At 70.0% G+C, this 23,514-nt stretch carries 22 protein-coding genes and 1 pseudogene; 13 read left to right on the forward strand and 10 right to left on the reverse strand.

All coding sequences use genetic code 11. From position 1 onward, the window contains the following. Window positions 1-5 precede the first annotated feature (5 nt). Entirely contained in the window at window positions 6-986 is a 981-nt protein-coding gene (locus O1W71_RS06685) for a sugar-binding transcriptional regulator (protein WP_112616956.1), read from the reverse strand. A 122-nt stretch (window positions 987-1,108) separates the two neighbouring features. Between O1W71_RS06685 and O1W71_RS06690 the strand changes: the two genes are divergently transcribed. The 3 genes from O1W71_RS06690 to glpK all read left to right on the forward strand — a co-directional run bounded on the left by O1W71_RS06690 (window position 1,109) and on the right by glpK (window position 5,242). Continuing rightward, a complete protein-coding gene (locus O1W71_RS06690; protein WP_269267081.1) occupies window positions 1,109-2,827 on the forward strand; it encodes a glycerol-3-phosphate dehydrogenase/oxidase in 1,719 nt (572 codons plus the stop codon). Window positions 2,828-2,928: 101 nt separating this feature from the next. Next, complete coding sequence (locus O1W71_RS06695; RefSeq protein ID WP_269267082.1) at window positions 2,929-3,681, forward strand: MIP/aquaporin family protein; 753 nt, start codon at window positions 2,929-2,931, stop codon at window positions 3,679-3,681. 46 nt (window positions 3,682-3,727) lie between these two features. Next, on the forward strand, window positions 3,728-5,242 hold the full coding sequence (gene glpK, locus O1W71_RS06700; protein ID WP_269267083.1) for a glycerol kinase GlpK: 1,515 nt from the start codon (window positions 3,728-3,730) through the stop codon (window positions 5,240-5,242). Between the two features lie 2 nt (window positions 5,243-5,244). On the opposite strand, the gene O1W71_RS06705 is transcribed toward glpK, so the two are convergent. Continuing rightward, entirely contained in the window at window positions 5,245-5,754 is a 510-nt protein-coding gene (locus O1W71_RS06705) for a GNAT family N-acetyltransferase (RefSeq protein ID WP_269267084.1), read from the reverse strand. Further along, complete coding sequence (locus tag O1W71_RS06710; protein ID WP_269267085.1) at window positions 5,739-6,476, reverse strand: aminoglycoside 3'-phosphotransferase; 738 nt, start codon at window positions 6,474-6,476, stop codon at window positions 5,739-5,741. The genes O1W71_RS06705 and O1W71_RS06710 overlap by 16 nt, the downstream gene beginning before the upstream one ends. Before the next feature lie 74 nt (window positions 6,477-6,550). Here O1W71_RS06710 and O1W71_RS06715 point away from each other — a divergent pair, with 74 nt between their 5' ends. Genes O1W71_RS06715 through O1W71_RS06725 form a run of 3 tightly spaced genes read left to right on the forward strand, consistent with a single transcriptional unit; the run spans window position 6,551 to window position 8,969 of the window. Continuing rightward, window positions 6,551-7,312, forward strand: a complete 762-nt coding sequence (locus O1W71_RS06715) for an SDR family NAD(P)-dependent oxidoreductase (RefSeq protein WP_269267087.1) — start codon at window positions 6,551-6,553, stop codon at window positions 7,310-7,312. After that, window positions 7,309-8,130, forward strand: coding sequence for an enoyl-CoA hydratase/isomerase family protein (locus O1W71_RS06720; RefSeq protein ID WP_269267088.1), 822 nt, complete (start codon window positions 7,309-7,311; stop codon window positions 8,128-8,130). Before O1W71_RS06715 ends, O1W71_RS06720 begins: the two co-directional genes overlap by 4 nt. Then, entirely contained in the window at window positions 8,127-8,969 is an 843-nt protein-coding gene (locus O1W71_RS06725) for an SDR family oxidoreductase (RefSeq protein WP_269267089.1), read from the forward strand. The genes O1W71_RS06720 and O1W71_RS06725 overlap by 4 nt, the downstream gene beginning before the upstream one ends. A gap of 10 nt (window positions 8,970-8,979) precedes the next feature. Here O1W71_RS06725 and O1W71_RS06730 read toward each other — a convergent pair whose 3' ends face one another. From O1W71_RS06730 to O1W71_RS06755, 6 genes and pseudogenes are all read right to left on the reverse strand, one after another. Beyond that, window positions 8,980-9,459 carry a GNAT family N-acetyltransferase gene (locus O1W71_RS06730; protein WP_269267090.1) on the reverse strand — a complete coding sequence of 160 codons (480 nt, stop codon included), beginning with the start codon at window positions 9,457-9,459 and terminating at the stop codon, window positions 8,980-8,982. Next, window positions 9,459-10,328, reverse strand: coding sequence for a Cof-type HAD-IIB family hydrolase (locus tag O1W71_RS06735; RefSeq protein WP_269267092.1), 870 nt, complete (start codon window positions 10,326-10,328; stop codon window positions 9,459-9,461). The genes O1W71_RS06730 and O1W71_RS06735 overlap by 1 nt, the downstream gene beginning before the upstream one ends. Window positions 10,329-10,351: 23 nt before the next feature. Beyond that, complete coding sequence (locus O1W71_RS06740) at window positions 10,352-11,227, reverse strand: HAD-IIB family hydrolase (RefSeq protein ID WP_269267094.1); 876 nt, start codon at window positions 11,225-11,227, stop codon at window positions 10,352-10,354. A gap of 84 nt (window positions 11,228-11,311) precedes the next feature. Next, window positions 11,312-12,728, reverse strand: a pseudogene (locus O1W71_RS06745) (glycoside hydrolase family 1 protein). A 129-nt stretch (window positions 12,729-12,857) separates the two neighbouring features. Then, window positions 12,858-14,717 (reverse strand): beta-glucoside-specific PTS transporter subunit IIABC, encoded by a 1,860-nt coding sequence (locus tag O1W71_RS06750; protein WP_269267095.1) that lies wholly within the window; start codon window positions 14,715-14,717, stop codon window positions 12,858-12,860. 187 nt (window positions 14,718-14,904) lie between these two features. Continuing rightward, window positions 14,905-15,816, reverse strand: coding sequence for a PRD domain-containing protein (locus O1W71_RS06755; protein ID WP_112616217.1), 912 nt, complete (start codon window positions 15,814-15,816; stop codon window positions 14,905-14,907). A 95-nt stretch (window positions 15,817-15,911) separates the two neighbouring features. Here O1W71_RS06755 and rlmN point away from each other — a divergent pair, with 95 nt between their 5' ends. The 4 genes from rlmN to O1W71_RS06775 are packed head-to-tail and all read left to right on the forward strand — an operon-like array spanning window position 15,912 to window position 19,713. Beyond that, entirely contained in the window at window positions 15,912-17,195 is a 1,284-nt protein-coding gene (gene rlmN / locus O1W71_RS06760; RefSeq protein WP_112616219.1) for a 23S rRNA (adenine(2503)-C(2))-methyltransferase RlmN, read from the forward strand. A gap of 55 nt (window positions 17,196-17,250) precedes the next feature. Further along, a complete protein-coding gene (locus O1W71_RS06765) occupies window positions 17,251-18,264 on the forward strand; it encodes an aldo/keto reductase family protein (protein WP_269267098.1) in 1,014 nt (337 codons plus the stop codon). 9 nt (window positions 18,265-18,273) lie between these two features. Further along, complete coding sequence (locus O1W71_RS06770; protein WP_269267527.1) at window positions 18,274-18,756, forward strand: NUDIX domain-containing protein; 483 nt, start codon at window positions 18,274-18,276, stop codon at window positions 18,754-18,756. Window positions 18,757-18,777: 21 nt separating this feature from the next. Then, complete coding sequence (locus tag O1W71_RS06775; protein WP_269267099.1) at window positions 18,778-19,713, forward strand: hypothetical protein; 936 nt, start codon at window positions 18,778-18,780, stop codon at window positions 19,711-19,713. Between the two features lie 17 nt (window positions 19,714-19,730). Here the strand turns inward: O1W71_RS06775 and O1W71_RS06780 are convergent, their stop codons facing one another. Further along, window positions 19,731-20,261, reverse strand: coding sequence for a ribonuclease H family protein (locus O1W71_RS06780; protein ID WP_036304688.1), 531 nt, complete (start codon window positions 20,259-20,261; stop codon window positions 19,731-19,733). Window positions 20,262-20,368: 107 nt separating this feature from the next. Here O1W71_RS06780 and O1W71_RS06785 point away from each other — a divergent pair, with 107 nt between their 5' ends. From O1W71_RS06785 to prpB, 3 genes are read left to right on the forward strand one after another with little or no spacing between them, the layout of a single operon-like run. Continuing rightward, window positions 20,369-21,031: a GntR family transcriptional regulator gene (locus O1W71_RS06785; protein WP_269267101.1), complete on the forward strand. Its 663-nt coding sequence runs from the start codon at window positions 20,369-20,371 to the stop codon at window positions 21,029-21,031. Next, window positions 21,028-22,548: an MmgE/PrpD family protein gene (locus tag O1W71_RS06790; RefSeq protein WP_269267102.1), complete on the forward strand. Its 1,521-nt coding sequence runs from the start codon at window positions 21,028-21,030 to the stop codon at window positions 22,546-22,548. Before O1W71_RS06785 ends, O1W71_RS06790 begins: the two co-directional genes overlap by 4 nt. Next, window positions 22,548-23,474 carry a methylisocitrate lyase gene (prpB, locus tag O1W71_RS06795; RefSeq protein ID WP_269267104.1) on the forward strand — a complete coding sequence of 309 codons (927 nt, stop codon included), beginning with the start codon at window positions 22,548-22,550 and terminating at the stop codon, window positions 23,472-23,474. The genes O1W71_RS06790 and prpB overlap by 1 nt, the downstream gene beginning before the upstream one ends. Window positions 23,475-23,514: the final 40 nt, after the last annotated feature.

The raw sequence follows: 23,514 nt of genomic DNA on the forward strand, positions 1-23,514 counted from the left end.
GGGTCTCAGAGGCTCCCGACCGTCGTCTCCGCCAGGCGCCGGGCGAGCGCCTCCTCGACGACGAGCTCGGTGATCAGCCCGGCGGCGAGAGCCCCGCGCAGCGCGTCGAGCTTGGTCAGGCTCGAAACCGCGCACAGGCGGCGGGGGATGCGGCGGATCGCTTCGAGCGACGGTCCGCTCGAGCGGGCGTTGAGCTCGATGCCGGTCGCCGAGCCGTCGATGCGGTAGAACACCGTCGCGCAGTCGCCGACGACCCCGTCGCGGAGAAGCGAGCGCAGATCCTCGCCGGTGAGGTAGCCGCCCGCGTACACATGGGACGGGACGTCGGCGTGCGGGGAGCCGAGCCCGAAGACGAACACCTGCACGCGCGACTGCGCGTCGAGGACGCGCCGGATCGACCGTTCGCGCCACAGCAGCTGCTTGGTCAGCGGATCGTCGAACAGTGCCGGCACGGGGAACTGCTGCACGTCGGTGCCGAACGCCTGCCCGAACCGCTCGAGGATCGCGCCGGAGTACGAGATGCCCGACGTCGACTCGTTCGCCGCGCCGTTCATCTGCACAATCTGCGAGTCGTGCAGCCGTTTCGTCGGCAGGTGGCGGGCGATCGCCGACACCGTGGCTCCCCAGGCGATGCCGATGCTGGCGTCGGGATCGAGCGTCGACGACAGGACGTGGGCCGCCGTCCGTGCGGTGCGCTCGAGCCGTTCGGCGTCATTCGTCCGCGGCGGTGTGCTCACGACATGCACCGAGATGCCGAAGCGCTCGGAGAGCCGCCGTGCCACCACCGAGTTCGCCTCATGCGGGGAGTGCACCGTGATCTCCACGAGACCGATGTCGCGGGCGTGCGAGAGCAGGCGCGACACCGATGACCGCGACAGGCTCATCTCGGCCGCGATCTGATCCATCGTCCGGTCCTGCACGTAGTAGAGCTGCGCGGCGCGCAATGCGTCGCGCGTCCGGGCTTCGGCTTCGGCATCCGCGCTCATCGTCGTCCGTTCTGCACGTTCGTGCATAGCCGCGGCGCCGGTGCACATCTGTGCACGACCGTTGCGCATCCGTGCGGTGGACCCCAGTGTAGATCGGGACAGCCGTGGAAAAGGATGCATGTATGACCGAGTCGACGCCGACCACCCGAGCGAACATCCGAGCCCTGCGTGAGCGCCCCCACGCGGAGGTCCTCGTGATCGGCGGCGGTATCAACGGCATCGCGACGTTCCGCGATCTCGCGCTCCAGGGCGTCGACGTCGCCCTCGTCGAGCGCGGCGACTATGTCAGCGGCGCCTCGTCCGCGTCGAGCCACATGATCCACGGCGGCGTGCGCTACCTCGAGAACGGCGAGTTCCGCCTCGTGAAAGAGTCGGTGACCGAGCGCAACCGCCTCGTGCGCAACGCCCCCCACTTCGTCAAGCCGCTGCCGACGACGATCCCGATCCACCGCACCTTCTCGGGCATCCTCGCGGCCCCGTTCCGGCTGCTCGTGACGCACGGCCGCGGCAAGCCCCGCGAGCGCGGCGCTCTGCTGATCAAGGTCGGTCTGATCATGTACGACACCTTCTCGCGCGACGGCGGATCGGTGCCTCGTCACCGGTTCCGCGGCCGCCGCAGCTCGCGGACGCAGTTCCCCGAACTCGACGAGCGTTTCCGGTACACCGCAACGTATTACGACGCCTCGATGCACGACCCCGAGCGCCTCGCGCTGGACGTGTTGCGCGACGGAGCGCGCGAGGACTCCGCGCGGGCTGCGAACTACGCCCCGGTGGTCGGTGCCGACGGATCGTCGGTCATCATCCGCGACGCCGTCACCGGCGAGGAGTTCCCCTTCTCGGCGGACGTCATCGTGAACACGAGCGGTCCCTGGACCGACCTGACCAACACCGCACTCGGCACCCCGACGCGCTTCATGGGTGGCACGAAGGGCTCGCACATCGTCCTCGACAACACGTCGCTGCTGGAGGCCACGGGCGGCAACGAGATCTTCTTCGAGGCCGCTGACGGCCGCATCGTCCTCATCTACCCGCTCAAGGGCCGAGTCATGGTCGGCACGACCGACATCGACGCCGACCCCGCGAGCGCGACGGTCTGCACCGACGACGAGATCGACTACTTCTTCGATCTGATCGGGCAGGTCTTCCCCGACATCTCGGTCGATCGATCGCAGATCGTCTACACCTTCTCGGGCATCCGTCCCCTCCCGCGGCACGACGACCTCGCCCCGGGCTTCGTCTCGCGCGACTACCGCATCGAGAAGGACCGTCTGGGCGATGTGCCCGTCCTGAGCCTCGTCGGCGGCAAGTGGACGACGTTCCGGGCGCTCGCCGAGCACCTCGCCACCGACGTGCTCGGCCTGATGCGGCGTCCGCGCCGGGTCGCCACCACCGACCTCGCGATCGGCGGCGGTGCGGGGTACCCCCGCAGCGTCGCGCAGCGCCGTCGCTGGATCGAGGCCCACCGCGGTGCGCACTCGGCGGAGTTCGCCGATCGGATGCTGGAGCGCTACGGCACCTACGCCCAGGAGGTGCTCGCGGCCCTCCCCGTCGCTCAGCAGGAGCTCGCGCACGCGCCCGGCTACTCGGTCGAGGAGATCGCCTTCCTCGCGGAGCGCGAGGAGGTCGTGTCGCTGATGGACCTGCTGCTGCGTCGCACGTCGATCGCGTTCGTCGGCGGCGTCTCGATGGAGACGCTCTCCGAGGTCGCCGAGGCGGCTGCGTCGGTGCTGGGCTGGGACGACGACGCCGTGCGTGCCCAGGTCGAGAAGGCTGCGCAGGCCCTCGAGGAGGCGCACCGCATCGACGTGCGGACCTCGCACCTGGCGCCGCTCGACGCCTGACGCTCGCAGACCCGGCGAGGCCCGACGCCGGATCACCCTCGGGCCACCCTCTCGCGCGGCGACGTCGCCCGCGATGATTCTGCAGAAAGGTCGACGCTGACATGCACGACATCAATCTCGGGCTCTACTTCGTGTCAGAGCTCGTGGGAACAGCGATGCTGCTCCTGCTCGGCGGTGGCGTGGTCGCCAACGTCATCCTCGCCAAGTCGAAGGGTCTCGGCGGCGGGACGCTGATGATCAACTGGGGCTGGGGCCTGGCGGTCTTCGCCGGTGTGCTCGTGTCGTCGTACTCCGGCGCGCAGCTGAACCCCGCCGTGTCGATCGGGCTCCTGGTGGGCGAGAAGATCGAGTTCGTCCAGTTCCTCGTCGCGATCGCCGCCCAGTTCGTCGGCGCCTTCCTCGGCGCCGTGCTCTGCTGGCTGGCCTACCACGACCACTTCGACGCCGAGCCCGACCCGGCCAACAAGCTCGGGGTGTTCTCGACCGGCCCCGGCATCCGCGCCTACGGTTGGAACCTCGTGACCGAGATCATCGCGACCTTCGTGCTCGTGTTCGTGATCTTCGGCTTCGCCGACTACGGCGACATCGAGATCGGCACGCCCGGTTCGCTCGGACCCCTCACCGCGGTGCCGGTGGCCCTCCTCGTGGTCGGCATCGGCGCCTCGCTCGGCGGCCCGACGGGCTACGCGATCAACCCGGCCCGCGACCTCGGCCCCCGCATCGCCCACGCCGTGCTCCCCATCAAGGGCAAGGGCTCGAGCGACTGGTCGTACGCGTGGGTTCCCGTCGTGGGACCCCTCATCGGCGGTACGCTCGCGGCACTCGCTGCCGGCGCTCTGCTCGGCCTCGCCTGACCCCCTCCACCGAACCGACAACGCGAACAGACAAGGACGTCACATCATGACCGACTACATCATCGCCCTCGACCAGGGCACGACCTCGAGCCGCGCGATCATCTTCGACAAGAAGGGCTCGATCATCTCCGTCGGGCAGAAGGAGCATGAGCAGATCATGCCCCGGGCCGGCTGGGTCGAGCACGACCCGATCGAGATCCGCGACAACATGCGCGAGGTCATCGGCATCGCGCTCGGCCGGGCCAACCTGACCCGTCACGACATCGCCGCGATCGGCATCACCAACCAGCGCGAGACCGCCGTCGTGTGGGACAAGAACACCGGCATCCCCGTGTACAACGCGATCGTGTGGCAGGACACCCGCACGCAGTCGATCGTCAACCGTCTGGCGGGCGACGAGGGCGTCGAGCGGTACAAGGACATCGTCGGGCTGCCGCTGGCGACGTACTTCTCGGGCACGAAGATCGTCTGGATCCTCGAGAACGTCGAGGGTGCCCGCGAGAAGGCCGAGGCCGGCGATCTCATCTTCGGCACGACTGACACGTGGGTGCTGTGGAACCTCACCGGAGGCCCGACGGGCGGCATCCACGCCACCGACGTCACGAACGCGTCGCGCACGCTCTTCATGGACCTCGAGACCCTCGAATGGCGGGACGACATCCTGGCCGACTTCGGTGTGCCGCGCTCGATGATGCCCGAGATCCGCTCGTCCAGCGAGGTCTACGGCGAGGCGCGCGACACGTCTCTGCTGCGCGAGACGCCGGTGGCCGGCATCCTCGGCGACCAGCAGGCCGCGACCTTCGGCCAGGCGGCCTTCGATGCCGGTGAGAGCAAGAACACCTACGGCACCGGTAACTTCCTGATCTTCCAGACCGGCACCGAGATCGTGAAGTCCGAGAACGGACTGCTCACGACGGTCGGCTACAAGCTGGGCGACGGGCCGACCCACTACGCGCTCGAGGGCTCGATCGCCGTCACCGGGTCGCTCATCCAGTGGCTGCGGGATCAGCTCGGGATCATCTCGACCGCTCCCGAGGTCGAGCAGCTCGCGCTCTCGGTCGAAGACAACGGCGGCGTGTACTTCGTCCCCGCCTTCTCGGGTCTGTACGCACCGTACTGGCGGCCGGATGCCCGCGGCGCGATCGTCGGGCTCACGCGCTACGCCAACCGCGGCCACCTCTCCCGCGCAGCGCTCGAGGCCACGGCCTTCCAGACGCGCGAGGTGCTGGATGCCGTCAACGCCGACTCCGGGGTCGACCTGGCCGAGCTGAAGGTCGACGGCGGCATGATCGCCAACGACACGCTGATGCAGTTCCAGGCCGACATCCTGGGCGTTCCCGTCGTGCGGCCGGTCGTCGCCGAGACGACGGCGCTCGGTGCCGCCTACGCAGCCGGCCTCGCGGTCGGCTTCTGGAGCGACCTCGACGAGCTGCGGGCCAACTGGCAGGAAGACAAGCGCTGGACGCCGAACGACGACGCCCCGGAGCGCGAGCGCCAGCTGCGGCTGTGGAAGAAGGCCGTGACGAAGTCGATGGACTGGGTCGACGACGACGTCCGCTGAGGTCAGAGGGAGAGGGCGAAGCAGACCGAGCGCGGCATCGTCTCGACATAGGGCTCGTAGACGGGGATGCGGCTGAAGCCCATCGACGCGTAGAGCGCCATGGACTCGGGCTGCTGGAGTCCGGTCTGCAGGATCACGCGCTCCGCGCCGTCCGCGCGGGCGGCCTCGAGCGCGGCCGACATGAGTCCGCGGGCGATGCCGAGCCCTCGGAAGCCCGGTGCCACGATGAGGCGCTTGATCTCCCACTCGTCGCCGAGCCTGCGCAGGATGACGTGCCCCGCGGGGGCCTCGTCGGCGCCGGCTTCGGCGGCGAGGGCGATCAGCGTCGCGACGATCTCGTCGGGGTGCGTCGCGAGTGCGCGGGCGCGAGCTCGGCGTCGCTCGTCCGGCTCGTCGCCGTGGAAGCCGTCGTAGCGCGCGCCGAGGTCGTCGTCGAGCTGGCGGCGCAGGTCGCGGGCGCGGGGATCGTCGTAGGCGACATCGACGATGCGCCAGGTCAGGTCTCGTTCCACAGCGACCGATAGTAGGCCAGTCGCTCGGGGTCGGGACGCACCCCGTATGCGGCGATGAGCGCGTCCTCCCAGCCGGGACCGTAGTTCCACTCGGTGCTCATCGAGGCGACGGCGATGTCGGCCCAGCGGTCGGCGACGCCGAGCGCGCCGAGGTCGACGTGCGCGAGCCACCGTCCGCCGTCGTCGATGAGGGTGTTCGGGCAGCAGGCGTCGCCGTGGCAGACCACGAGGAGATCGGGCTCGGGCGGCTCGTGGAGGGATGTCGGAACGGCGATGCCGCGGGCCGCTGCGGTGCGCAGCCGGTGCTCGACGCGCCAGTCGAACGGGCAGTCCACGACGGGCAGCGCGTCGTGGAGCGCGCGGAGGCCCTCCCCGACGGCGCGGACGGCGGTGGCGGGATCCGCGATCCAGCGAGGATCGACCGCCGACCGGCCGGGCAGCGCGCGGGTCACGAGCCATTCGATGTCGCCGTCCTCACCGGTCTCGATGACCTCGGGCACCGGTGTGAATCGTGCGGCCCATCGCAGGCGCTCCGACTCGTCGTGCATCGAGGTCTCGAGATTCCGCGGACCGATCTTGACGACGCGGCCGTCGTCGGTGCGGAACGTGAGGCCCCCGATCGCGTTGCGCCACAGCGGCGTCGAGCTCGCGCCGCGGGTGAGTCGGCGCAGCCGTGCGGCGATGTCGGGCGGGATCGGCGCATCCGGCGGCAGCAGGGTCACAGCCCCATCCTGCCCCGGCAGCTCAGCCGGCCGCGGGCGTTCTAGGGTGGAGGGGCGAGTTCGAAGGAGAACACATGCAGATCGCGGGAGTCTCCGCCCTCATCACGGGCGGCGCCAGCGGACTGGGCGCGGCCACGGCGCGGCGCCTCGCCGCTGACGGTGCGCACGTCACGATCGTCGACCTGCCGGGGTCGCCCGGCCGGGAGGTCGCCGCCGAGCTCGGCGGGAGGTTCGCCCCCGCCGACGTCACCGACCCGGACGAGGTCGCCGATGCCGTCGAGACAGCCGGCCGCACCACGCCCCTGCGGATCGTCGTCAACTGTGCCGGAATCGCACCGCCCGCCAAGCTGCTCGACCGCGAGGGCGCGCCCACGCCGCTCCCGGACTTCGAGCGGATCATCCGTATCAACCTCGTCGGCACCTACAACGTCGTCGCTCAGGCGTCGGCGGCGATCGCGCGGACCGAACCGACCGACTCGGGAGCCCGCGGCGTCATCGTCAACACCGCCTCCGTCGCCGCCTTCGACGGCCAGATCGGCCAGCCCGCCTACGCCGCATCGAAGGGGGGAGTGCACGCGATGACCCTGCCGATCGCGCGCGAGCTCGCGCGCTACGGCATCCGCGTCTGCACCATCGCCCCCGGGATCATGCAGACGCCCATGATGGCCGGGCTGCCGGATGCCGCGCAGCGCTCGCTCGGTGAGCAGGTGCCGTATCCGCAGCGGCTGGGGGCGCCGGAGGAGTTCGCCGCGCTCGCCGCCCACATCGTCGACAACGACTACCTCAACGGAGAGACGATCCGTCTCGACGGCGCGATCAGAATGGCACCACGATGACCGACACTGCATCCGACATCGCACCCGACACTGCATCCGACACCGTTCTGCTGCGGCGCGAGGGCGCGCTCGCGCGCATCACCCTGAACCGTCCGGCATCCCTCAACGCGGTCGACGCCGAGATGGCGACGCGCTGGCGCGAGGTCGCCGCCGAGGTCGCCGCCGACGCGTCGATCGGCGCCGTGATCCTGGATGCTGCGGGCCGCGCCTTCTGCGCGGGCGGCGATGTCGTGTCGATGTCGACGTCGGGCATGGGCGGCACCGCGGTCACCGAGACGGCCCGCGTCATCCACGACGGCATCACCTCGTTGACCGACGCGGCGGTGCCGATCGTCGCGGCCGTCCAGGGCGCGGTCGCCGGGGGAGGGCTCGGGATCATGCTCGTCGCCGACTACATCGTCGCGTCGCCGTCGGCGGTCTTCGTCAGCAAGTACGCCAACATCGGGCTCACTCCCGATCTCGGTGTGTCGACTCTGCTGCCGGCCGCCATCGGCCAGCGCCGGGCGCTGCAGCTGCTGCTCGACGACACGACGCTCGACGCCGCGACCGCACGCGACTGGGGCCTGATCGCCGAGGTCGTCGACGACCCGGCCGCCCGCGCGCAGGCGCTCGCCGAATCGTGGCTGCACGGCGCGACGACCGCGTTCGGTCAGGCCAAGCGCCTCGTGCGCGAGGGCGCCGGGCGCACCTTCGCGCAGAACCTCGACGACGAGGCGCGGACGATCGGCGCGCGTTTCGACAGCGACGAGGCGCGTGTCCGCATCGACGCGTTCGCCGCCGCATCCGCCCGCCGGACCCGACCCGAGGAGAAGTCATGACCGACCCGAAGCCCCTGGCGGGCAAGACGCTGCTGATGTCGGGCGGGAGCCGCGGCATCGGTCTGGCCATCGCGCTGCGCGCTGCGCGCGACGGTGCGAATATCGCCCTGCTCGCCAAGACCGACCAGCCGCATCCGAAGCTCGAGGGCACCGTCCACACTGCCGCCGCCGAGATCGTCGCGGCCGGCGGCCAGGCCCTGCCGATCGTCGGCGACGTCCGCGACGAGGACTCGATCACCGAGGCGGTGCTGAAGACGCAGGGCGAGTTCGGCGGGATCGATATCGTCGTCAACAACGCATCGGCGATCGACCTCTCGGGCACGCTGGAGCTCGCCACGAAGCGTTTCGACCTCATGCAGGGGGTCAACGTGCGCGGCACGTTCCTGCTCTCGCGGGCCGCCATCCCGATCCTGCGAGAGGCCGAGAACCCGCACATCCTCTCGCTGTCGCCCCCGCTCAACCTCTCGCCGAAGTGGCTCGGCGCGCACACCGGCTACACCCTCGCGAAGTACGGCATGACGATGGCGACCCTCGGCGTCGCCGCGGAGTTCGCCGGCGACGGCATCGCCGCCAACACCCTGTGGCCGCGGACGACGATCGCGACGGCGGCGGTGAAGTACTCCCTCGGCGGTGACCGCATGATGGCCGCGAGCCGCACTCCGGAGATCTACGCGGATGCCGCCTACCACGTGCTCGTCCAGCCCTCGCGCGAGTACACGGGGCAGACCCTCATCGTCGAGGATGTGCTCGAAGCCGCCGGCGTGACCGACTTCTCGAGCTACGCCGCCGTCCCGGGAACGCCCGACGCCGAGCTGTTCCCCGACGTCTTCCTCGACTGACGGGTCGGGATCAGAGAGGCTTGCGCAGGAAGATCTGGAAGGTGCCGTCGCCCTGCGCCACGCGCTCGGACTCGCTGTAGCCTTCGCGCTCGTAGAGGCGCAGGTTGGCCTCGCTGAGCGAGCCGGTGAACAGCTCGGCCTCGCGCGCTCCGGCCTCCCGTCCGCGGGCCTCGACAGCGGCGAGCAGTGCCGTGCCGAGTCCGGACCCCTGCTGGTCGGGGGCGATCGCGATGCGCCCGATCAGCAGCAGCTCGCCGTCGAGGCGGGCGCGCGCCGCTCCGACGATGCGACCGTCGTCGACGGCGACGCAGCCGAGGTTCTCCTGCAGCTCCGCACGGAGCTCATCGAGGGTCTGCGTGAGGGGCGGCATGTCGGCGGCGTCGTAGATGAGGGCCTCGGACACGAATGCCGCGCGCTGCAGGGTCAGCACCTCGCCCGCGTCAGCGGGGTCGATGGGGCGGATGTCGCGGTCGCCGGCCTCGCGGGACATCAGACGGCCGTCTCGGGGTCGATGATGCCGTGGCGGACAAAGGCGTTCCAGATGCCGTCGTCGAGGACACCGGTGGTGACCTCGCCGGCGATGCGCTGCAGCTGGGGGTCGGCCTCGGCCATCGCGATGGCGGTGCCGCAGACCTCGAACATCTCGACGTCGTTCCAGCTGTCGCCGATTCCGACGGCGTCGGCGGCGTCACGGCCGAGGTGCCTCAGCATCGCCTGGATGCCGGTTCCCTTGTTCGTGCCGCGCATCCCGACCTCGCCGTTCGCCCCGGTGGGCAGGGGCATGCTGCCCGGGATGACGTGGAACTCGTCGCCGAGCGCGCGCTGGGTCTTCTCGACGGCGTCGGGGTCGGAGCTGACGAACACCGCCTTCGCGATGTGGTCGAGATCGGCCTCTTCGACGGGGGCGAAGCGCGGCGCGGCCACGACGTCCTCGGCGAGGGCGACGGTCGAGAGGTCCTCGGCGTGACGACGTCGGCGTTCGCTGATGAACTCGGCGATGAAGGACCGCACGCCCTCGCTCGCGTACACCCCGTCGTGCGACTGGATGAAGTACCGCGTGCCCTGCTCGTCGAAGTAGGCCATGACCCGCTCGACGGCGGCGCGGGGCATCAGCTCGGCGAGCACCGTCTCGTCACCGGAGACCGCGAGGGCCCCGCCGTTGGAGATGGCGCCGTCGAAGCCGATGTCGAGCACGCGGGGGTTGATGTCGCCGGCGGCGCGTCCCGTGCACAGGTAGACGAGATGCCCGCGTTCGCGGGCGGCGCGAACCGCTGCGATCGTCGAGGGGGCGATCGTCTCGCCGTGCGCGAGGATGGTGCCGTCGACGTCGAGGAAGATGATGCGAGAATTCGACGTCACCCCTCCAGCGTAATGCGGGTGGCTCACAGCAGGCCGTGGCGGACGAAGGCGTTGTGGATGCCGTCGTCGTCGATCGCGGTCGTGACCTCGTCGGCGAGGGCCTGCACCTCGAGCGCGGCGTTGCCCATCGCGATCGCGGTGCCGCAGACCTCGAACATCTCGGCGTCGTTCCAGTTGTCGCCGATGCCGATGGCGTCGGCGGGGTCGACGCCCAGGTGGGCGAGCACCTCGAGGATCGCGGCGCCCTTGTTCACGCCGCGCGGCGCCACTTCGCCCGAGCTGCCCTCGGGCAGGGGGATCGTGCCCGAGACGACGGCGAAGTCGGGGGCGAGCTGCTCGAGCAGGTCGGCGACCGCGTCCGCGTCGTGCCCGAGGATGACGGCCTTGGCGACCTCGGCATCCGAGAAGTGGACCTCGTCGTCGAAGGTCTTCATCCCGACGCTGAAGAACTCGAGCTCCTCCGGGTCGGCCCCGGCGGCCCGCGCGTCCTCGATGTGGCGGGCGCGGTCGCGCTCGAGACGGTCCGCGAGCAGAGCCGGCAGTCCCGGGCTCGCGAACATGCGGTCGAACGACTGGTAGTACCAGTGGATGCCGCGGGCCTCGAACGCGGCGCTGAGGCGCGCGACCTCGGCGGCGGTCATGAGTCGCGAGACGATCAGCTCGTCGCCGACCCCGGCGAACGCGCCGCCGTTGGTGACGGCACCGTCGAAGCCGATGTCGAGGATGCGGCCGCGGAGCTCGGCCATGCCGCGTCCGGTGCTCAGCAGCACGAGGTGACCGTTCTCGCGGGCACGGCGGACGGCGGCGACGGCGGATTCGGGCAGGTGGGTGCCGTCCTGCAAAAGCGTGCCGTCGACGTCGAGGAAGACGGCGCGGCGGCGGAAGTCGGACGAGGTCATGCAGATCCCCTCTCGGATGCGGAGAAGGGCGCGGCCGCGGGCCAGAAGGAGGGCCCCGCGACCGCGCCCGGTCGGGTCAGCGTCTCAGCGGGTCAGCGAGGCGCCGTTGGTGCGGATGACTTCGGCGTACCAGCCGAACGACTTCTTCTCGAAGCGCTCGAGCGTGCCCGAGCCGTCGTCGTTGCGGTCGACGTAGATAAAGCCGTACCGCTTGCTCAGCTGAGCGGTCGAGGCGCTGACGAGGTCGATGCAGCCCCACGAGGTGTAGCCGAGCACCTCGACGCCGTCGGCGATCGCCTCGCCGACCTGCACGAGGTGGTCGTTGAGGTAGGCGATGCGGTAGTCGTCGACGACCGTCTTGACGCCGTCGACCTCGACGAGCTGGTCCTTCGCGCCCAGGCCGTTCTCGACGATGAACAGCGGCTTCTGCCAGCGATCCCAGAACTGGTTGAGCACCAGTCGCAGGCCGACGGGATCGATCTGCCAGCCCCACTCGCTCGCCTCGAGGGTCGGGTTCGGCACGCCGCCCATGATGTTGCCCTCGCCGGTGACCTTCTTCGCCGGGTCGGCGGTCGCGGCGACCGACATGTAGTAGCTGAACGACACGAAGTCGACCGTGTTGGTGAGGTCGTCGCGGTCCTCGTCGGTGATGTCGAGCTCGATGCCCTTCTCGGCGAGCGTGCGCAGGAAGTACCCGGGGTAGGCGCCGCGGGTGTGCACGTCGCCGTAGACGAGGTTCGAGTGATCGAACGACATGACCTCGAGGGCGTCGGCGGGAGAGGGCGAGAGCGGGTACACGGGCATCGAGAGCACCATGCAGCCGATCTGCGCGTTCGGGGCGACCTCGCGCGCGATGCGCGTCGCGCGGGCGGATGCCACGAGCTCGTGGTGCATCGCCTGGTACAGCTGCTGCTCCGTCAGCTCGTCCTTCGGGGTGTTGATGCCCCCCGACATGAAGGGGGCGTGCAGCAGCGAGTTGATCTCGTTGAAGGTCAGCCAGTACTTCACCCGTGCGCCGTAGCGCTCGAAGAGGGTGCGCGCGTAGTTCTCGTAGAAGCCGATGAGCCGGCGGTCGGTCCATCCGTCGTAGGTCTCGGCGAGGTGGAGCGGGGTCTCGTAGTGCGAGATCGTGACGAGCGGCTCGATGCCGTGCTTCTCGAGCTCGTCGAGCACGCGATCGTAGAAGGCGAGGCCCTCTTCGTTCGGCTCGGTCTCGTCGCCCTTCGGGAAGATGCGGCTCCACGCGATGGAGAAGCGGAAGGTCTTGAAGCCCATCTTGGCGAACAGGGCGATGTCTTCGGCGTAGCGGTGGTAGAAGTCGATGCCGACGAGCTTGAGGTTGTCGAGGGTCGGTGCGTCGGTGCGGGCGCCGACGATGCCGTGGGGGCATGACGTCCTGCACCGAGAGGCCCTTGCCGCCTTCGTCGTAGGCGCCCTCGAGCTGGTTCGCGGCGGTCGCGCCGCCCCAGAGGAATCCGTCGGGGAAGGTGGTGGTGCTCATGACTCTCTCGTTTCGTATCGCTTGTCCCGCGGTTGGCGGGACTGTGTATCGCTGGTCCCGCGGATGGCGGGACGGGTGGGGGAGGGGGCGGGGTTCGGGTTGCCCGCCCCCTCCGTTCGGGTGCGTCGGTCAGCTCGCGAGCGCGGACTCGACCGAGACCGCCGTGAACAGCGGCTCGCCGTGCGCGATCGGGCCGGACGCCTGGTCGGTCAGGGCGGGGTACAGCTCGCCGTTGGTGACGATGACGGGCGTCGTCAGGTCGTAGCCCGCCCGCTCGATCGCGTCGCCGTCGAACTCGACGAGCAGATCGCCGGCCTTGACCTCCTGGCCGGTGGTGACCTTGACGTCGAAGTGAGCGCCGGCGAGCTTGACCGTGTCGATGCCGATGTGGATCAGTACCTCGGCGCCGTCGGCGTGGCGCAGGCCGATCGCGTGTCCGGTCGGGAACGCGGCTGCGACGGTCGCGTCGAACGGGGCGTAGACGGCGCCGGAACGCGGCTTGATCGCGACGCCGTCACCGAGGCTGCCCTCGGCGAAGGCCGCGTCGGGGGTCTCGCTCAGGGGCACGACCGTACCGTCGACCGGGCTGAGAACGACGACGTCGTTGCCGGATGCCGCCGGGGTGGCTGCCGGTGCGGCATCCTCTTCGGGCTCCTTGAAGCCGACGATCGCGGTCAGCAGGAACGGGATGGCGATCGCGGCGGCGAGGCCGATGATGAGCATGACCATGTTCCCGTTGCCGAACAGGGCCGGAAGCGCCAGGCCGGAGGGGACGACGAAGGCGGTCGAGAAGACGCCGCCCATCGCGATGATCGCGCCGCCGACCACACCGCCGACGATGCCGAAGGCGAAGGGGCGCTTGAGCGGCAGGTTGATGCCGTAGATGGCGGGCTCGGTGATGCCGGCGAGGAAGCCCGACAGCGTCGCGGGAGCCGCGAGCGACTTGAGGTTCTTGTTGCGGGCGCGCACCCAGACACCGGCGACGGCGGCAGCCTGCGCGAGGACGGCTGCGAACACGGGGCCGATGAGCAGGATCTGACCGGTGGTCTGGTACTCCAGTGTGAACAGCGGCACGAGGCCCCAGTGCAGACCGAAGATGACGAAGACCTGCCAGAAGCCGCCCATGATGGCGCCGCCGGCCCACGGGGCGTTCTCGAAGACCCAGCCGATGCCGTTGCCGAGCGCGCCGCTGAGGATCGCGGAGATCGGGCCGATGACGACGAAGACGATCGGGACGGCGATGAGCACGACGATCATCGGGGTGACGAAGCGCCGCACCGCGCCCGGGAGCTTCGCGTAGAGGAACTTCTCGGCGTGGCTCTGCAGCCACACGATCACGATGATCGGGATGACGCTCGAGACGTAGGTGACCATCGTGAACGGGATGCCGAAGAACGTCAGCCCCTCGACCCCGACGAGCGGGGTGATGGTCGGGTAGAGCAGCGCGGCCGCGATCGCGAACGCGGTGAACTCGTTGGCCTTGAAGTAGCGCGCCGCGGTGAACGCGAGCGCCATCGGCAGGAAGTTGATGAGACCGTCCGATAGGGCGTTCAGCACCGCGTAGGTCGAGTTGTCGGTGCCGATCCAGCCGAAGGTGACCGCGGCTGCGAGGAAGGCCTTGAGCAGACCGGTGCCCGCGAGGGCCCACAGCAGCGGCGTGAAGATCGCCGAGATCATCGAGATGAAGCGGTTGAAGAGGTTGCCCTTCGGGCCCTCGGATGCCGCGGCCTCGGAGCCGGCGCCGAACTTCGAGATCTTGCCGATCTCGGCGAACACGTCGGGGACGTCGTTGCCGATGACGACCTGGTACTGGCCGCCGGCCTGGGCGACGGTGACGACACCGGGCACGGCCTTGACGGCGGCGGTGTTCGCCTTGGACTCGTCCTTCAGCACGAAACGCAGACGCGTCGCGCAGTGGACGAGGGAGGTGACGTTCTCCTCGCCGCCGACGCCCTCCAGGACGCCGGCCGCGGTCTTCGAGTAATCCATCGGGACTGCTCGCTTTCTGCCGCAGCATCGCGGCACTCGGGTGGAGGAAGCCGCCGCATCCCTGTTTCCGGGCAACAAAAAAACCTGAACTCGTTCACCGCCGATCAAGACGATGTGAGTTCAGGTTTTGCCCGCTGCCGCGGTAACAATCCGGAGACTTCCGCAGGGCAGCGACGCCCTGCGAGGGTCACGGTAGCACGGGACCGGGGTTCTGGCCAGCTTCGTTCGCACCGACCTGCGTCGCCAGGCGCTCGACGTGCACGATGACGTACAGGAGCTCCTCGTCGGTCAGCTCCGACTCCGTCGCCGCACGGACGTAGGCCTTCACCTCCTCCGCGATCGCGTAGGAGCGCGGGTAGCTGTGCTTGGCGAACTCGAAGAACGAGGTGTCGGCGCTGCGCAGCATCGTCTTCGAGACGAGGCGCTGCAGCAGGAACTGGATGTGCAGGATGAATCGGGCGTAATCGGGGCTGTCGGTGTCGAGCTTGACGCCGAGGCCGTTCTCGACCGTCATGACGACGTGCTGCAGGCGGCGGAAGAGGAGCGCCGCCGTGCCGTTCGGCTCGTCGCGGGTCGCGTTGAGCAGGTGCATCGTGAGGAACACCGCCTCTTCGGCGGGCAGCTCGCGATCGAGGGACTCGGAGATCGCGGTGGCCATGCGCTGCGCCGCGGAGAACTCGTGGGGATGCAGCACGCGCAGTTCGGGCATGTTGGTCGCGGGGATCCGGATGCCGTTGTCGAGCCGCTCGAGCACGAACTGGATGTGGTCGATGACGGCCATCGTGAAGAACCGGTCGAGGTGGTGGCCGAGACGGCGCTCGGCCTCGTCGACGGCGCGAGTGACGGCTTCCACCACCGGGTAGGGCACGTCGGTGAGCAGCTGGCGTTCGCGGTCGCCGGCATCCCCCGCATCGAGGATGAAGGTCTTCTCGACCTTGTCGGGGTCGAGGGTGTCGGACGGCTTCAGCTGGAACCCGAGCCCGCGTCCCATGAGCACGCGTTCGCGGCCATGCTCGTCGAGAGTGATGACGACGTTGTTGTTCAGCACCTTGTGCACGACGGTGCCCCGCGGGGGCGGAGCGACGTCGTCGAGGTTCATGGCTGCAGTCTAGGGCGGAGCAGGGCGGGGGCCGCCGGGCGCGGCGAACGCCGGCGGCCAGCCTTCGCGCAGGCGGCGCCGGTACCCTGGATCATATGACCGATTCAGATCCCGTGCGCGAGACCGCGTCGTCCGTGCGCGAGACCTCGTCGCCCGTGCGCTCCACCAAGCCGCGTCAGGTGCGCCCCGCGACCGAGGGCTGGTCGCAGCAGAAGGACGAGTCCGGTCGTCCGCTGCTGCAGTTCGCGAGCCCGAAGCGCGGCAAGCCGCCCGTCCACCTTGCCGACCTCACGCCCGAGCAGCGCGTCGAGAAGGTCAAGGAGCTCGGCATGCCGGGCTTCCGGGCGAAGCAGCTCGAGAAGCACTACTTTCGGCACTTCACCTCGGATGCCGCGGAGATGACCGACCTGCCCGCCGCGGGGCGCGACGAGCTCGTCGCCGGTCTGCTCCCGCCGCTCCTGACCGAGGTGCGCCGGCTCGAGACCGACCGCGGCGACACGATCAAGTTCCTGTGGAAGCTCCACGACGGCGCCCTCGTCGAGTCGGTGCTCATGCGCTACACGGGCCGCATCACGCTGTGCGTGTCGAGCCAGGCCGGATGCGGCATGAACTGCCCGTTCTGCGCGACCGGCCAGGCGGGCCTGACCCGCAACATGTCGGCCGCCGAGATCATCGAGCAGGTCGTCCGGGCGAACCGTCTCATCGCGGACGGCGGCCTCGGCGACCCGCGCAAGGTCGGGCACGAGGGCGAGCGCGTCACGAACATCGTCTTCATGGGCATGGGCGAGCCGCTGGCGAACTACGCCCGCGTCATGCAGGCGGTGCGCACGATGGTCGACAAGGATCACGGCATCGGCATGAGCGCGCGGGGCATCACGGTCTCCACGGTCGGCCTCGTTCCGGCGATCCAGAAGCTGACGAAGGAGGACATTCCCGTCACCTTCGCACTCTCGCTGCACGCCCCCGACGATCAGCTGCGTGACGAGCTCATCCCCGTCAACTCCCGGTGGAAGGTCGACGAGGCGCTCGACGCGGCGAAGGCCTACTTCGACGAGACGGGCCGGCGGGTGTCGATCGAGTACGCCCTCATCAAGGACATGAACGACCACGCGTGGCGCGCGGACCTCCTCGCCGAGAAACTGAACGCCCGCGGACGCGGCTGGGTGCACGTCAACCCCATCCCGCTCAATCCGACGCCCGGCTCCATCTGGACCTCGTCCGAGCCCGAGGTGCAGGACGAGTTCGTGCGACGGCTGAACGAGGCGGGCATCCCGACGACCCTTCGCGACACCCGCGGCAAGGAGATCGATGGGGCGTGCGGTCAGCTCGTCGCGACCGAGGACGACCAGCGCGCGGCCGACACGGTTCCCGCGGGTTGAGGTCATAAGACGCAACTCCGGCCCGCACGGGCCCACCGCGAGGTAGCGTTTTCCCATGGTTGAGTATCGCTACCTCGGCAACAGTGGATTCAAGGTCTCGGAGATCACGTACGGCAACTGGGTGACGCATGCGTCGCAGGTGGAGAACGACGCGGCCATCGCGACCGTCCACAAGGCGCTGGACCTCGGCATCACCTCGTTCGACACCGCGGACGCGTACGCCAACACGGCCGCGGAGGTCGTGCTCGGCGAGGCGCTGAAGGGTCAGCCGCGCGAGACGCTTGAGATCTTCACGAAGGTGTATTGGCCGACCGGCCGCAAGGGGCCGAACGACCAGGGCCTCTCGCGCAAGCACATCTTCGACAGCATCAACGGGTCGCTCCGCCGTCTCGGTGTCGACTACGTCGACCTCTACCAGGCGCACCGCTACGACTACGAGACGCCGCTGGAAGAGACGATGCAGGCTTTCGCCGACATCGTCCGCCAGGGCAAGGCGCTCTACATCGGCGTCAGCGAGTGGACCGCCGAGCAGCTGCGCGAGGGTCACGCCCTCGCGACGAAGCTTGGGTTCCAGCTCGTGTCGAACCAGCCGCAGTACTCGGCGCTGTGGCGCGTCATCGAGGGCAAGGTCATTCCCACCTCGCAGGAGCTCGGCATCTCGCAGATCGTCTGGTCGCCGCTCGCGCAGGGCGTGCTGACGGGCAAGTACCAGCCCGGGCAGCCCGTACCCGAGGGATCGCGCGCGACCGACGAGAAGAGCGGCGCGAACTTCATCAAGCGCTTCTTGAACGATGAGGTGCTCACGGCCGTTCAGAAGCTGAAGCCGATCGCCGATGAGGCGGGCCTCACCGTCGCGCAGCTCTCGCTCGCGTGGGTGCTGCACAACGAGAACATCGCAGCAGCGCTCGTCGGCGCCTCGCGTCCCGAGCAGCTCGAGGACACCGTGAAGGCCTCGGGTGTGAAGCTCGAGCAGTCGGCGTACGACGCGATCAACGATGCCCTCGGCGGCGTCGCGGTGACCGACCCGGCCGAGACCGACACGGTCTCGCCGAAGACGCGCCCGGCCTGATCCGGGCTGATCGTGGTCACGAGCGCCGGCATCCTGCCCTACCGCATCGCTGCGGACGGCACGGTGTCGGCGCTCGTCGCCCACATGGGAGGACCGTTCTGGGCGGCCAAGGACGCCGGGGCGTGGTCGATCGTCAAGGGCGAGTACGACCCCGACGACGAGGCGGCCCTGGATGCCGCGCGGCGCGAGTTCCGCGAAGAGCTCGGGCTCGAGCCGCCCGACGGCGAGTACGCCGAGCTCGGCACCTTCTCGTACTCGTCGGGCAAGCGCATCACGGTGTTCGTCGTCGACGGCAGCGGGTTCGATGCCTCGAACGCGGCATTCGGCGAGTTCGAGATGGAGTGGCCGCCGCGGTCGGGGCGCACGGCGTCGTTCCCCGAGGTCGACCGGGTCGAGTGGGTCGAGGTGGGGCGCGCTCGCGAGCTGCTCGTCAAGGGTCAGCGACCGGCCCTCGACCGGCTCGATGAACTCGTTCAAGCGAGCGGGAGGTAGTCGAGGGTGGCGCAGCATCGCATGCTTCCCACCGACCGGTGGGAGCCGTTCTCCGATGAGCACCTGGCGCGCGTCATCCCCGTCGCCACGGATCGCATCGTCCGGGCCTCGGCCGCCGCGGACTTCGCGCCGCGGCAAGCGGAGATGGTGATCTTCGACGCGTGCGGCATGAGCGCGGACGGCGTGCGTATCTGGCATGCCGCCCGCCTGCTGGGCGAGTCGGCGAACGCACGCGCCCGGTCGTCGGCTCGGCTTCGCTTCGGCGGTCGCGCATCCAGCATTGGCTGGATCGGGTGGGTGCTGGTGCTCGCCGCCCTCACCGGCGGACTCGCATTCGCCGTCGCGCTGCAGACGAAAGACGTGGTGCTCACAGCCGCGTTCTCCGCCGCGACGGCGATGGCGGTGCTGGTGGCGGCCGCGGGCGCGCGAGGACGCCCGCTCGATCGTGCGCTGTGGCGGCCGCAGGCTGTCGCCCTCGTCGGGACGGCGGTTGCCGCCGTCCTCGTCGGCAGCGGTGCCACCGCCCCCGCAATGGCCGTGCTGGTGACTGCCCCGGTCATCGTCGTCACCTCTCTGGTCGCAGGCATGATCATCCGGGGCGCCAAGCCGCAGCAGGCCCGCGAGGTGGATGACAGTCTGACCGCCGCTTACCGGGCGGTCATCGCGGACCTTCCCGCTCATGTCGAGCGTCTCGAGCGCGAGACGAGCGCTGCACTGCCGCCGGAGCGAGCCCGGTTCGTCGAACGCGTCCGCGCCGCCGTGTTCGAACGAGTGCGGGCCGACGAGCGCGTGCCCGAGCGGGCGCGGAGAAGGCTCGCGCGGCACGGGGACGCGCACGGCGCGGGCGGCGTCATCATCGCGGATTTCGCCGATCCGCTCACCTGGATGCCGGAGGCGCTCGCGCGGTCGGCGTACACCACGGACGATCCGCGGCATCCCGACAATCGGGACGGCTGACCGGTCTCGCCGTCCCGTCAGCGCTTCTTCTTCGGCGCCTCCGACACGTCGAGCTTCTCGTGCAGGCCGCCCAGCGACGACCAGGCGCTCGCGGTGCCCTTCGCCGCGTGCTCGGCGCCGCGCACGGCTCGCTCGTCGGCCCACTCGTTCAGGACGTGGCCGCGGTGCCCGCGGACGTGCTCGAGGATGACGTCGGGCAGTCCGCGCGCACGGCGGGCGTCGCGGGCGGCGATGAGCTGCTCGAGGATGTCGCGGTTCTTCGTCGGCGCGCCGGTCGAGGTCTTCCAGCCGCGGCGGCGATGGCCGTCCATCCACGATGCGTACGTGTCGATCGCGTACTTGGAATCGGCCTGAACGACGAGCTCGCGGACGTCGGGGTGGTCCTCGATCGCCTTCAGCAGCCCGAGCAGCTCGCCGATGTTGTTCGTGCCCTGCGGGATCGCTCCGGCGGCCCAGTGGCCGTCCTCGCCGACCCAGGCCCAGCCGGTCGGTCCGGGATTGCCCTTGCAGGCGCCGTCGGTGGCCACGGTGTATCGGTCGGAACTCACTCGGGCAAGGGTACCCGGGAGGTCGTGCGATGCGGCTTCTGTATACGTTGGAGTCCGATTCCGCGGTTTTGACCCGCCGGCACGGGCTCTGTGTATACAATCGTCGCATGGTGGCCGAGGGTGGAGCACGGGCGGGAGAGCGCGCCTACGCCGCTCTGCTGGCCGAGATCCAGAACGGCGACCTCGCTCCCGGGGCGGTGCTCGGCGAGGTGGAGCAGGCGACGCGACTGGGCGTCAGCCGTACTCCGCTGCGCGAGGCTCTCCGGCGACTCGCGGCCGACGGCCTCGTGCGCCAGGCCTCGCCGCGGGTGACCGTCGTCGCCGACATCGATCGCGATGACATCCGATCGCTGTTCGAGGTGCGCCGTGCGCTGGAAGAGACCGCCGCACGGCTCGCCGCATCCCGGGGCGACGCCGCGCTCTTCGCCGAGCTCGCCGCGGCGTTCGACCGCACCGCGCAGGCCGATGCGCCCGGAGCGGGTGACCCCGACGCGTACTACGCGCTCATCGCTCGCTTCGACGCGGCGCTCGACGACGCCGCAGGCAACGCCTATCTGACGTCGGCGCTGACGAAGGTCCGCGCTCACCTCGTGCGGGTTCGCCGCCTCGCACGCGACAACCCCGCGCGGCTCGCGGCGTCGATCGAGGAGCACCGGCTCATCGCGAGCGCCATCGCCGCCCGCGACGCCGACCTCGCCGCCCACGCGACCCATGTGCACCTGCACAACGCCCTGACCAGCATCCTCGACTCCCTGGAGGCATCCGCATGACCGTCAGCCATCACGTCCGCGTCCACCGCAGCGACGAGGAGCTCGCGCGCGAGGACCAGCTCGCGTGGAAGATCGCGGAGGTCGCCGTCGACCCCGTAGCGGTCGAGCCCGCCGTGGTCGACATGATCGTGAACCGCATCATCGACAACGCCGCCGTCGCAGCGGCATCCCTCACCCGGGCGCCCGTCAGCTCGGCCCGCGCGCAGGCGCTCGACCACCCGGTCTCGCGCGGCGGCGCGGGGGCGAGCGTGTTCGGCGCGACCGACCGCACGAGCCCCGAGTGGGCCGCGTGGGCGAACGGCGTCGCGGTGCGCGAGCTGGATTACCACGACACCTTCCTCGCGGCGGACTACTCGCATCCCGGCGACAACATCCCGCCGATCCTCGCGGTCGCTCAGCACGTCGGTGCCGACGGTGCGGCGCTCGTGCGGGGCCTCGCGACCGGGTACGAGATCCAGATCGACCTCGTGCGGGCCATCTGCCTGCACAAGCACAAGATCGACCACGTCGCCCACCTCGGGCCTTCGGCCGCCGCCGGCATCGGCACGCTGCTGGGCCTCGATACCGCGACGATCTACCAGGCGGTCGGCCAGGCGCTGCACACGACGACCGCGACGCGCCAGTCGCGCAAGGGCGAGATCTCGACCTGGAAGGCCCACGCCCCCGCCTTCGCCGGCAAGCTCGCGGTCGAGGCCGTCGACCGCGCGATGCGCGGCGAGACGAGCCCGAACCCGATCTACGAGGGTGAGGACGGCGTCATCGCGTGGCTGCTCGACGGACCGGATGCCGCCTACACGGTGCCGCTGCCGGCGCCGGGCGAGCCCAAGCGCGGCATCCTCGACTCGTACACGAAGGAGCACTCGGCCGAGTATCAGGCGCAGGCGTGGATCGACCTCGCGCGCAAGCTGCACGGCGAGCACCCCGAGCTGCTCGACTCCGCGAACGTCGAGAGCATCGTGCTCCACACCAGCCACCACACGCACTACGTCATCGGCTCGGGGGCGAACGACCCGCAGAAGTACGACCCGACCGCGTCGCGCGAGACGCTCGATCACTCGATCCCGTACATCTTCGCGGTCGCGCTGCAGGACGGCGGCTGGCACCACGTCGACTCGTACACGCCCGAGCGCGCCGCCCGCCCCGACACGGTCGCCCTGTGGCAGCGAATCACGACGGCCGAGGATGCCGAATGGACGCGGCGCTACCACTCGGAGGATCCGGCGGAGAAGGCCTTCGGCGGGCGCGTCGAGATCCGGATGGCCGACGGCTCGACGATCGTCGACGAGATCGCCGTCGCCGACGCCCACCCGCTCGGTGCTCGCCCGTTCGCGCGCGAGGACTACATCCGCAAGTTCCGGATCCTCGCCGAGCCCGTGCTCGAACCGGCCCAGATCGAGCGCTTCCTCGACCTCGCGCAGCGTCTGCCCGATCTCACGGCAGACGAGGTGCGCGAGCTGAACATCGTCGCACGTGACGGCGTCATCGCGTCTGCGCCGAACCCGCGAGGGCTGTTCTGATGCTGTATTCGCAGACCACCCCCGCCGACAAGCGCCGCATCCTCCGGGAGCGGCTCGCGAGCGGTGAGACCCTGCGATTCCCGGGGGCGTTCAACCCCCTCTCGGCCCGGCTCATCGAGCGACGCGGCTTCGACGGCGTGTACGTCTCGGGCGCGGTCATCGCGGCTGACCTCGGGCTGCCCGATGTGGGCCTCACGACGCTGAGCGAGGTCGCCGGGCGCGGCCAGCAGATCGCGCGGATGACGGAGCTTCCGGCGATCATCGACGCCGACACGGGCTTCGGCGAGCCGATGAACGTCGCCCGCACGATCCAGACGCTCGAGGATGCCGGCCTCGCCGGATGCCACATCGAGGACCAGGTCAACCCCAAGCGCTGCGGGCACCTCGACGGAAAGAGCGTCGTCGACGAGAACACGGCCGTGGGCCGCATCCGGGCTGCCGTCGACGCCCGGCGCGACGCGAACTTCCTCATCATGGCGCGCACCGATGTGCGGGCGATCGAGGGGATGGATGCCGCCGTCGACCGCGCCCGCGCGCTCGTCGACGCCGGGGCCGACGCGATCTTCCCCGAGGCGATGCGCGACCTCGCGGAGTTCGAGGCGATGGCGTCGGCCGTCGACGTGCCGATCCTGGCGAACATGACGGAGTTCGGGAAGTCCGAGCTCTTCACGGTGGACCAGCTGCGCGACGCAGGTGCGCGGATCGTGATCTGGCCCGTCTCGCTGCTGCGCATCGCGATGGGGGCGGCGGGCCGCGCGCTCGACGAGCTCACGGCGGCCGGGAATCTGACCGCGAAGCTCGGCGAGATGCAGCACCGCGCCGACCTGTACGACCTCGTCGACTACGAGGGCTACACGCGCTTCGACTCGTCGGTCTTCGACTTCACCCTGTCGACTCGCCAGAATGAGTCGATCGACCGGGGCTGAGACCCGCGGATTCTGGCTACTCGACGGAGAGGGAACAGAA

The sequence above is a fragment of the Microbacterium sp. H37-C3 genome (genome assembly GCF_027157935.1).
GTDB lineage: Bacteria > Actinomycetota > Actinomycetes > Actinomycetales > Microbacteriaceae > Microbacterium > Microbacterium plantarum.